Source organism: Planktothrix prolifica NIVA-CYA 540, from assembly GCF_963864145.1.
Lineage (GTDB): Bacteria > Cyanobacteriota > Cyanobacteriia > Cyanobacteriales > Microcoleaceae > Planktothrix > Planktothrix agardhii.
In genome coordinates, this window is record NZ_CAWLTW010000001.1 from 848080 (window position 1) to 856936 (window position 8857).

The 8857-nt window shown below is 37.4% G+C and carries 9 protein-coding genes; 2 read left to right on the forward strand and 7 right to left on the reverse strand.

Annotated elements, in window-relative coordinates; translation table 11 throughout:
- Nucleotides 1-77 precede the first annotated feature (77 nt).
- The 7 genes from AC559H_RS03955 to AC559H_RS03985 all read right to left on the reverse strand — a co-directional run bounded on the left by AC559H_RS03955 (nt 78) and on the right by AC559H_RS03985 (nt 6730).
- Nucleotides 78-227, reverse strand: a complete 150-nt coding sequence (locus AC559H_RS03955; RefSeq protein WP_158442062.1) for a hypothetical protein — start codon at nt 225-227, stop codon at nt 78-80.
- Nucleotides 228-260: 33 nt separating this feature from the next.
- Entirely contained in the window at nt 261-980 is a 720-nt protein-coding gene (locus AC559H_RS03960; protein WP_026793798.1) for an MSCRAMM family adhesin SdrC, read from the reverse strand.
- Nucleotides 977-4075, reverse strand: a complete 3099-nt coding sequence (locus AC559H_RS03965; RefSeq protein ID WP_051319438.1) for a WD40 repeat domain-containing protein — start codon at nt 4073-4075, stop codon at nt 977-979. Before AC559H_RS03965 ends, AC559H_RS03960 begins: the two co-directional genes overlap by 4 nt.
- 165 nt (nt 4076-4240) lie before the next feature.
- The gene (locus AC559H_RS03970) at nt 4241-4549 is read right to left on the reverse strand and encodes a TMEM165/GDT1 family protein (RefSeq protein ID WP_026786994.1); all 309 of its coding nucleotides are present in this window, start codon (nt 4547-4549) and stop codon (nt 4241-4243) included.
- 19 nt (nt 4550-4568) lie between these two features.
- Entirely contained in the window at nt 4569-4928 is a 360-nt protein-coding gene (locus AC559H_RS03975) for a TMEM165/GDT1 family protein (RefSeq protein WP_237746346.1), read from the reverse strand.
- Between the two features lie 257 nt (nt 4929-5185).
- Nucleotides 5186-5542: a YkgJ family cysteine cluster protein gene (locus tag AC559H_RS03980; RefSeq protein WP_026786992.1), complete on the reverse strand. Its 357-nt coding sequence runs from the start codon at nt 5540-5542 to the stop codon at nt 5186-5188.
- Between the two features lie 21 nt (nt 5543-5563).
- Nucleotides 5564-6730 (reverse strand): Ycf66 family protein, encoded by a 1167-nt coding sequence (locus AC559H_RS03985; RefSeq protein WP_051319437.1) that lies wholly within the window; start codon nt 6728-6730, stop codon nt 5564-5566.
- A gap of 244 nt (nt 6731-6974) precedes the next feature.
- On the opposite strand from AC559H_RS03985, the gene AC559H_RS03990 reads away from it, so the two are divergent.
- Both AC559H_RS03990 and AC559H_RS03995 read left to right on the forward strand, forming a co-directional pair.
- On the forward strand, nt 6975-7130 hold the full coding sequence (locus AC559H_RS03990) for a QAALIT motif small membrane protein (RefSeq protein ID WP_155806209.1): 156 nt from the start codon (nt 6975-6977) through the stop codon (nt 7128-7130).
- Between the two features lie 266 nt (nt 7131-7396).
- Entirely contained in the window at nt 7397-8560 is a 1164-nt protein-coding gene (locus AC559H_RS03995; protein WP_431602504.1) for an RNA-guided endonuclease InsQ/TnpB family protein, read from the forward strand.
- The last annotated feature ends 297 nt before the right edge of the window (nt 8561-8857 follow it).

Consider the following 8857-nt stretch of genomic DNA (forward strand, 5'->3'; position numbering starts at 1 on the left):
CGGAAATCAATCAACTTATAGATAAGAGTGTAAAATTATATCATAAATTTGATAAATTTTCAAGCAGTTAGACTTTTTTAAAAATTAGCGATCGCAGCCTCAATCAAATTAACACGCACCATCTTACTAAAATTGATATTAATATAAGAATAGGCGATCGCAAATACAATAATATTAAAACAATTAATTAGTAGATGTTGGGGTGTAGCGAGGGAGGACACTCGCACTGCTTTAAGTCATAAAATCATAACTGCTATATCTCAATCTTGATCATATTGACAAAAACTACAAAAATCTTGATAGGCTAAATAATAAGCATAAGTTTCGATATCATTAATAAAGTATCCATCGTAAAAAAGTTGACTTTTATAGAACCAATGATTTTGATCAGATAAGGAATCATCTATCAGTATCAGATAGAGAGGAATATAAAATTCTCTATAGTAATATTCATTATATTCAGAATCGCTATCAGAGTCGTTATCAGAATCTTCGTTATATTCAGAATCGGTATCAGAGTCATTATCAGGATCTTCGTTATATTCAGAATCGGTATCAGAGTCATTATCAGGATCTTCGTTATATTCAGAATCGGTATCAGTGTCGTTATCAGAATCTTCGTTATATTCAGAATCGGTACCAGAGTCATTATCAGAATCTTCTGCGTTTTTCGGGTTTTCCTTGGGTTTGGGAGTTGGTGTTGGAGTCGGAGTTGGGGTTGGAGTTGGGGTTGGAGTTGAAGTTGAAGTTGGAGTTGGAGTTGGAGTTGGAGTTGGAGTCGGAGTTGGAGTTGGAGTCGGAGTTGGGGTTGGACATGGTGTTGGGCGTGGTGTTGGGCGTGGTGTTGGACGTGGCGTTGGACTTGTTAAAACAGGAACAACCTGGATATTAACAGAATCACTAATTTGAGCCAAATTAATACAAAAGTTCCCCACCCAATCTAATAAACGAACACTTATTTTAATCGCTTGTTTGATCAACCAGGCTTGAAAAGCGATTTCAAAATTAAATAGTTCTGAAGACGAATTCTGCTCAGAAGTGGGTGAGATATTATTAGTTGTTTCAGGTTGATCTGGAATATTTTTGAGCGAATATCATAGGGAGATAATGGAGAAACTTTAGCCGTTACTTTATATGACCCTTTATCATTATCCTTAGCGGTAAATTTCCCATTCCGATCAATTCTTCCCCCTTTTGCTTCCCAGACAATATTTCCTGTTTCAAATTCATTTCCATATTGATCAAACCCAACGACATTAAAGGTTATACTTTCATTCGGTTTAAGAGAAATATTCCGATTAGGATTAATCTGAATCCGTCTTAAAACAGGTAATATATTAACAGTTGCACTAACTTGAAGTAACCCAACTTTGGCGGTTACAGTAACTTGTTCTTGTTCATAACCTCCTTTGAAAACTCCCTCTCGGTCTATTCGACCTCCGGCGGTACATTTCCATTCAATATTATTCACCCAAAACCAATCTCCAATCTGATCTAAACCCATAACTTGAAACGTGATAGGTTCATTGGGTTCAGCATAAATAGTCTGCGGTGAAATGATCAGATTAGTTAGAATAGAAGGAACAATGATTTTAGCCGTTGCGCTAATTGTTTTACCAGGTATTGAAGCGGTGACGGTGAATTGTCCTTTACTATTATCCCCAACAATATAATTTCCATTGTTGTTAATTTTGCCCCCGGTTGCAGTCCAATTGACATTTTTAATTGCAATAGAATTTCCTCTTTGATCGAAACCCTCAACTGTAAATTGATAGGTTTGACCCGGACACATTTCTATCAATGATGGAGAAATAATCAAAGAGGTTAATCTTGGACGTTCAATAACTTCAACTTGGACAGATTGACTAATTGTTTCAACTTTTGCGGTAATAGTAACCGTTTTTTCAAAGCGACCCGCAACAAATATTCCATTATTAGGAAGTTGTATATTGTCAGCCGTCCAAGTGACTTGTCCGATGGAAATAGGTTGATTATATTGATCAAAACCTTTAACATTAAATTGTTGAGAGTCCCCACAATATAAAGTTTGTCCTGAAGGATTAATTGTTAACGATGTTAGTTTGGGGTTTTCAGGAATTGTAATTATAATTTGACAATTAACAGAGTTAACTTGTGCTTCTATTTTAAAGTTAGAACCTGATATATTTCCGGCTGTAAATAGTCCGTTTTTAATCGTTCCCCCTGTAGCAGTCCAACGAACTTGTCCGAGGGAAAAAGGTTGATTATATTGATCAAAACCTTTAGCACTAAATTGTTGAGAGTCACCACAATATAAAGTTTGTCCTGAAGGATTAATTTTTAACGATGTTAGTTTAGGTTTTTCAAGAATTGTGATTAAAACTTGACAATTAACAGAGTTAACTTGTGCTTGAATTTTAAAGTTAGAACCTGATATATTTCCGGCTGTAAATAGTCCATTTTTAATTGTTCCCCCCGTGGCCGTCCAAGTGACTTGTCCGATGGGAATAGGTTGATTATATTGATCAAAACCTTTAACATTAAATTGTTGAGATTTACCACAATATAGACTTGTTTCTGAAGGGTTAATTTTTAAGGATGTTAGTTTAGGTTTTTCAAGAATTGTAATTGAAATTTGACAACTAACCGAGTTAACCTGTGCTTGAATTTTAAAGTTAGAACCTGATATATTTCCGGCTTGGAATAGTCCGTCTTCGACCTCTCCTCCTGTAGCAGTCCAAGTTATATTTTCAATTTTAATCGGTTTATTATATTGATCGAAACCTTGAATAGTAAACTCTTGATAGTCACCACAATATAAAGTTTTTCCTGGGGAATTGATTTTTAACGATGTTAGTTTAGGAGACTCACCTTCTAAAATATTTAAAATTTCTCCTGTTTGTAAATTCCAAAGTTTGATCCAATTCCGACTCCCACTAACAAATAGTTTACTATTAGAACTAACAGCAATAGAACTAATAAATCCAGCATGACCATTGATACGAGATTGATTAGGGTATTGATTAGGGCTTTGAATATAAATACTGCCATTATTGGTTCCCATGACTTGAATATTACCATTAGGAGTAATATCAAAATTAGTCATTGTTTGAAATTTTCCGGTGATAGTCTTAACACATTTTAAACTATTGACAAGTAATTGAAATGGGGATTGATTATTACTCTTTCCAAAAAAGAAACTCAAAACATCGGTTACAAAAGGAATATTAAAATTTTCATTTTTACCTTGAGTATTAGGATCTTTTTGCCAAATTTTAATAATTCCATCTCGACTACCTGTAACTAAAGATTGATTATCAGAACTAATGGCGACATTTTGAATCCAATCTGAATGTTCTTCAATAGTTTTTAATAATTGTTTTTGGGTTAAATTCCATACTTTGATTGTTTTATCTGTACTTCCACTCACTAAAAATTTACTATCTGAACTTATTGCTAAAGAAGAAATCCATCCGGTATGACCATTAAAAGTATGGACAAGTTCTTTCTTTTCTAAATTCCAGACTTTAATCGTTTTATCTGCACTCCCACTAATTAAGGTTTGATTATCTGGGGTGATTTTAACCACATTAACCCAACTTGTATGACCTGTAAAAGTATGCAAATTAATTTTAGTTTTTAAACTCCATAACTTAACAGTTTTGTCAATACTACTACTAACTAAATATTGACCATTGGAACTAATCGCAACGGATAAAACCCAATGGGAATGGGCGTTAATTGTATCAATTAATTTTCCTGTATCTAAATTCCAAATTCTGATGGTTTTCCAACCACCACCGACGATAATTTTATGCTCTGAACTAATTGCTACAGAGGAAATAGTATCTTGTATAATATTAGGCGATCGCAAATTAACATTTTCAGTTAAATAAGGATTATCACCATACAGCACCCAATAAGCAGATTGTTTAACCTGTTCTGAAGGGTTAGTTAATGCTTGTTGCGCTAGTAAATCCAAGCCTCCCTCAAATTTCAGACAGTCTGAAAGGGCTGTAAGTCGTTGCTGGATGTCTGGACTGGTAAATTTACCCCGAAGATTCTCAATAGCTGGCCGTTCAGAGGGTGCGGTCATGGTCTTAACTATTACAGGTTATCTATTCATTTTAAACTCATAACCAGATAAAATAACAAAGGTTTGATTAAGAAAAATAATCACACTTTGTAAAAGCCTTTGCTTCTGCTATAGTGAGAACAATTAAAGAATTAACCAGGCAAAACCGAACGAGTCGCTTATATCTCAGCACTCAAGTGACTGATCTTTAGGCTTACCGGGTATTCCCGTAAACCATAATAATCGAATTCCTAATACCGCAAAACCGATGGCGGCTGCTATTTTAACTAGACGAGTGGGTAGAATTTCTGCAAATCCTTGTCCCACTATCACACCGAGGAAACTGGCTAATAATAAGGCGGTGGCTGTACCAAAAAAGACCGCGCGGGGAGATTTGCTAGTACCACTGAGAGCGATCGCAGCCACTTGACTTTTATCTCCTAATTCTGATAGAAAAACCGTGATAAAAGTCAATCCTAATAGTTGAAAATCCATAGACTTAATTATAACTAATTTAGTGTAAAACTTCCCAAAACAATAGCACCGAAATCAATAATAAACTGCTACCCGCAGCCAGTTCCAAGGTTCTGGGTGAAATCCGAGAAGCTAACCATTGTCCGACTAAAACTCCTAAGAAACTGGTTAAAACTAATGCGCTTCCCGCCCCAGCAAAAACTATCCAAGGATTATGGGATTCTGCTGTCATTAATAAAGTCGTAAGTTGGGTTTTATCTCCAATTTCAGCTAAAAAAATAGTAATGAATGTGGAGACAAAAATTTTCCCCGTATTGGGTTTTGCTGAATCTTGCTGTTGATCTGTCTGTTTTTCGGAATTAGCGATCGCAGATAGGTTACTAGCGGGGTCTTTAAACACTGATTTCACAGATTTCACGGATTACGTTTTTTGCCTTTGTTTGACACTGATTAATACGGATTAATATGATTGCGCGGATTATCCTAAGAGCTTCGCACTAAATAAATCTTGAGCGAAGCAAGGAACGTAGTCGGTGAAATCCTCTTAATCCTCTTGAATCTGTGTTCATCATTGGTTGACGGTTGGGGTAATATTGAAACTATATCATAATCTTTTCATATTTTACCCCATCCGGCAATAAAAAACTGAGAAAGTCCCTAGGATTCATACCCGACCGCTTGATTAAAACGCTCTATTTCCGGGGAAGAATCCCCATAGACTCCTTCAATTTGTTGTTGACAACAATCAATGGCAAAATCATTTAATTCTGATGCTTCAATTCCATATAATTCTTGAAAAATATCGGATTCTACCCGACAAAATCGAGGGCGCTGATCATAAATTTTGCATTCTTTAGTTTCAGAATCAAAATTAATACACCATCCATCTTCCCCGACTAAACTCAAATATAATTGTAAGTCTTTCGGGGCTAAATATTGATCTAATTCAGGACGTTCACTGGGGTCAAGATGACAGCAAGCCCCACATTGTTTGATACAAAGCCAAGTGGTCATGATTCTGGTTTAGATTCGCGCTTATTTTTGGTCAGACGGTTCAGGTGTAACCAATGGGGACGGGTTGATTTCCTCGGATTCCAGTGTTTCTGAAGCTGTTTCAATTTCAGAAATTGTAATAACTTCCACAACGGTTTCTGGTTCTAAATTATTAGTTTCTGAGGATATTTCTTCTGTCACAGATTCCTGTATTTCCTCAACTATAGGATTAACTTGTTCTGTGATTATCTCCACCACTCCTTCAACCTGGGAAGTAATAATTTGTTCAAAGGGTGAAGGAGCAGGTTTTTCAACTTCTTCTAGGATTTCGGGAACACTAACCGCAGTTTTTGGAGTAGAGTTCTCCTCAACAATTTTTGTTTCTAAATCCTCAAATTCAGCAAATTCATCCGTCGCCACCTTCTGATTATCTTCTATAACCTTAACGGGGGGAACAGGGGTGGGTTCCGGGGATTTCGGTTTGCTGGGGGTTTTGGGTTTTTTATTAAATAAACCCGTTAAATTACCAATAAAACCAGATAAAGTTCCAGCGAGCGCCGGGATAGATTTTTGGGTTTTAGAAGTCGTTTTTGCAGTCTTAACCTTGGGAATAACTGGAGGTTTGTCAGCTTTAACCTTGGGTGTTTTTACCGGGGTATCCGAAGTTAAGGGAGTTACTGATGGTGTTTCTTCGACTTCAGGAAGATTCTGTTCTTCGGTTATAGGGGGAAGTGGAGGTTCCTCTACAATTTCTGGGGATGGGGAAATAACTTCTGGTTCGGGTTGTTCCTGTGTTTCTACTGGGGTTTGAGCAACTACTGGGTTGTTCTCAAAGACGGGTTCGGGAGTAGTAACAATATCCTGTACAGGTTCAGGAAAAATTACCGGAGACTGAACACCAATCAAACCCTTAACTCGTTTTTTCACCTTCGCCGGAATCGGGGTTTGTTCTGTGACGGGGGTTGCTGTTCGTCGTAGGGTCAGAACTTCCCATCCAAACCAAATCAACAGGGACACACTCGCCACCTGACCTAATAGTACGGCTCCGGTAATTCGTCCCGCACAGGCCCACAGAATCAAGCCATAGAATAATCCCACTCCACTCCAGACGAAATCACTTTTGCGGTGAACTTCTGGAAAGAAGAAGGCGGCCATATAAAGGCCAAAACTTGCTAAACCCACTGCAATCGCTAGAATATATGCCAGCATTTTTCCTTCTCACTCTATCAAAAAACCTCTATTGCGTTATTTTACCGTTAACGGTTGACGGTTAGCCGTTGAGGTGTTGACGATTGGCTGTTGACGATTTGTGATTCAGATCAGAATTTGATGTGAATTTTATCACCTATCAACATTGTAGGGAATCATACGGAAAAGAAACATCGTCTTATTAATATAGATATATCTACGATAGAAGGGTGCGGCTAGAAGTTTTTTGATTGGGGAGTTGATTATGTTAGAAAAATTATTGTTGGCTGCTTTTATTACGTTGTCTCTGCATTTGCAAGTCAGTCTGAACTGGTTCGGCTATAAACCATTATTCTCAATGGGAGTAGCCTCTCAAATGCAAATGGAAAAAATTGTTTTGTCTCAAGACGTGATCAAATAAATTCGATTAACTCAGGCTATTTTGGGGAACCAATCATCCTTCTATCCCGTAGATGGAGGTTCCCTAAAAATTGATTTCTCTTTGATGAAACTTTTCTCATCAAGATTTAATTTATAATTTATCGAAAAAATGGGTTTAAAACCCCGTCGTTCCACTTAGGCTTTTTATTCAATTGTAGTGTATACTAAATAAGAAGATTTTAAGAGCAAAGAATGAAGTTAAGGTATCAGTACAGAATCTACCCAACTGACCAACAAAAGAGGCTAATGTCCCAATTGTTTGGTTGTTGTCGTGTGGTTTTTAACGATGCCTTAGCCTATTGTCAAGAACAATACCATGCAGGGAATAAAAAACCTTCTAGCGGTGAACTTTCTAAAAGACTTACAGAACTCAAAAAAACCGAGGAAAAGCAATGGTTAACAGAAGTTTCCTCGGTTCCCTTGCAGCAGTCTTTGAGAGATTTAGAACAGGCCTATTCTAACTTTTTCAAATCCTGTAAAGGGCAAAGAAAAGGTCGGAAAATTAAACCGCCTAAATTTAAGAAACGTAAGTCTAAACAGTCTGCTAAATTCACCGACAATGGTTTTAAACTCTATCCTAACTCTAGTTACATTCACCTAGCTAAAATAGGTGATATCAAAGTGATTTGGAGTAGAGAGTTACCCGCAACGCCTTCTAGTGCTACCCTAATTAAAGATAGTGCCGACAGATATTTTGCTAGTTTTGTAGTTGAGTTTAATCCCCAACAATTAGCAAAGAATGGACGCAGTGTTGGAATTGACTTAGGAATCACTGATTTTGCTACATTAAGTAATGGCGAAAAAATTAAATCACCTAAACCTTTAAAGAAACAGTTAAAGCGTTTAAGGAGATTACAGAAAAATTTGTCAAGAAAACAGAAGGGTAGTAAAAGAAGGGAAGTTGCCAGAAAGAAACTAGCTAAACTTCACGCTAAAATTTCTGATACCAGAAGCGATTTTCTTCATAAGTTGTCAACCCGGATTATTCGTGAAAACCAAACGATAGTCTTGGAAGACTTAAACGTTTCAGGGATGGTTAAAAACAGAAAATTAGCCCGTGCCATTTCTGATTTGGGTTGGCAGTATTTTAGAACTATGTTAGAGGCTAAGTCAGTTATGTACGGGCGTGATTTTCGAGTGATTGATAGATGGACTCCGACTTCTCAATCTTGCTCTTGCTGTGGTTTTCGCGGTGGCAAAAAAGAGCTAAATGTTAGAGAGTGGATTTGTTTGAATTGCGGCACTTTTCATGATCGAGATGTTAACGCCGCAATTAATATTTTAGTCGCCGGAGGACTTTCGGAGACTCTAAACGGACGTGGAGAGAAGGTCAGACTTTCTGCAAAGAAAGCGCATCTCGGCGAAGCGTCAACCCGTCCAGGATTTCAACAATTGTCTCCTGAGCCGTGAGCCAGTCGAACGGTCGAAGGGTTGATTTGTTGAAATAGATGGAATCCCCGCCCGTTTTACGGCGGGGCGGATGTCAACCTAAATTGTTATAAGTAGTTGCACAAAATAAATTACCTAGTTGAGAGAGGGAACAGCCCCCCAAACCCCCGTGCACGGGGGCTAGGGGGGGGAACGGGGTAGAGGATGTGTAATTAATTTGTTTAGGTACTTAAATTACCAGTTATTTTAAGTCCATCTAAATAGATTCAGAGGCGGGGGTCTGTAAAATAGTGATTAAGGATTTAAGAAAACTAGCTA